Genomic DNA, 1,315 nt, shown 5'->3' with positions numbered 1-1,315 from the left:
CCCTCTCCCTGTACAGACCGGGGACATGGTAGACAGGTGTTCAAGGACATGGTGAACACTTTTTAACATCCTTTACCCATGATGATCGACCTATTTCTCAGGTCGATCATCCCCACTTTCGTGCTGTACCACCATACCTCGTAGTATCCCTCTCTCTCACTTTCCTTCAGCCCGACATATTCACCGATAAAGGCCTTGCCCACTTTCAGACCCACGCCTTTCAGGCTCAGTTTCCCACTGATATCCACTTTCCTGACCAAGACCCCCTCGTCATACTCGGCTGCCGCCGGATTGCCATTGTACTGTCGCGATGAAGGCTGATAACGGGAGGCTGGTACCGCCATTGACAGCGCTTCATGTGGCCGTTCCAGGTTGTAGCTGTCTCGCCAGGCGTCGAACACCTGCTGCAACTGTGACGCATCGGTGAACCACCGTCCCTGCAGGAGCTCTGCCTTCAAGCTGCGGTGGAAGCGCTCCAGCTTACCCTGAGTCTGAGGATGGTAAGGCCGAGAGTGACCCACCCGGATACCCTGACGCATCAGCCACAGTTCCAGAGCGGTCCAACTGCCCGTCGTGTCCCCCCAGGGGGCCCCATTATCCATGGTCATTCTCTCCGGCAAGCCATAACGTTCGAACACCGCTATCAACTGGGACTGCACGGTGACGCGTCGTTCGTCCGGGCAGTGCGCCAGACAGAGCGAGAAGCGTGAATGGTCATCCAGCAAGGTCAGCGGATGGCAGCGTCCACCGGCAAAGGGGAAGTGGCCTTTAAAGTCCATCTGCCAGAGCCGGTTCGGTGCGTCATGTTCAAAGCGCCCAACGGTAGGAGCAGCCGGTGATGGACCGTCTGGCAGCAAGTCATGACGGCGCATCAGATTATGCACGGTGCTGGCGGCAGGTAGCGTATGCCCCTGCATCTCTAGCCATCGCTTGAGCTTGCGGGCCCCCCACATCGGATGGGCCAGATGAGCAGTGCGGAGGTGTTGGACAACGGAGTCAGGGGTTCTGCTGGGGGAATGGTGTGGCACTCGAGAACGTTCGTTCAGACCGACCCGCCCATCAGAGAGCCAGCGATGTAACCACTTGTATGCGGTGGCAGGCGCTATGCTGAACTGGCGGCATAGCGCACGGATATTAGCGCCTTCTTGCGAGGCGAAAAGCACAAACTCGGTACGTAATGACATGACAGATCTCTCATCCCACGGCATAAGCAGCTCCACTCAGAAGTACTCATACCTATGTTGTAAGTGTCTACCATGTCCCCGAACAAGTGTTCATGATGTCCCCGGTCTGTACACTCCCACAGGGAGAGGGA

1 protein-coding gene is annotated in these 1,315 nt (G+C 57.1%); it reads right to left on the bottom strand.

What is annotated here, in order from left to right:
* Nucleotides 1-62: 62 nt before the first annotated feature.
* Nucleotides 63-1,220 carry an IS481 family transposase gene (locus tag N6G83_RS54325; protein ID WP_211136107.1) on the bottom strand — a complete coding sequence of 386 codons (1,158 nt, stop codon included), beginning with the start codon at nt 1,218-1,220 and terminating at the stop codon, nt 63-65.
* Between the last annotated feature and the right edge of the window lie 95 nt (nt 1,221-1,315).

The sequence above is a fragment of the Serratia sp. PL7 genome (assembly GCF_945957435.1).
This window is presented reverse-complemented; position numbering and strand designations above follow the sequence as displayed.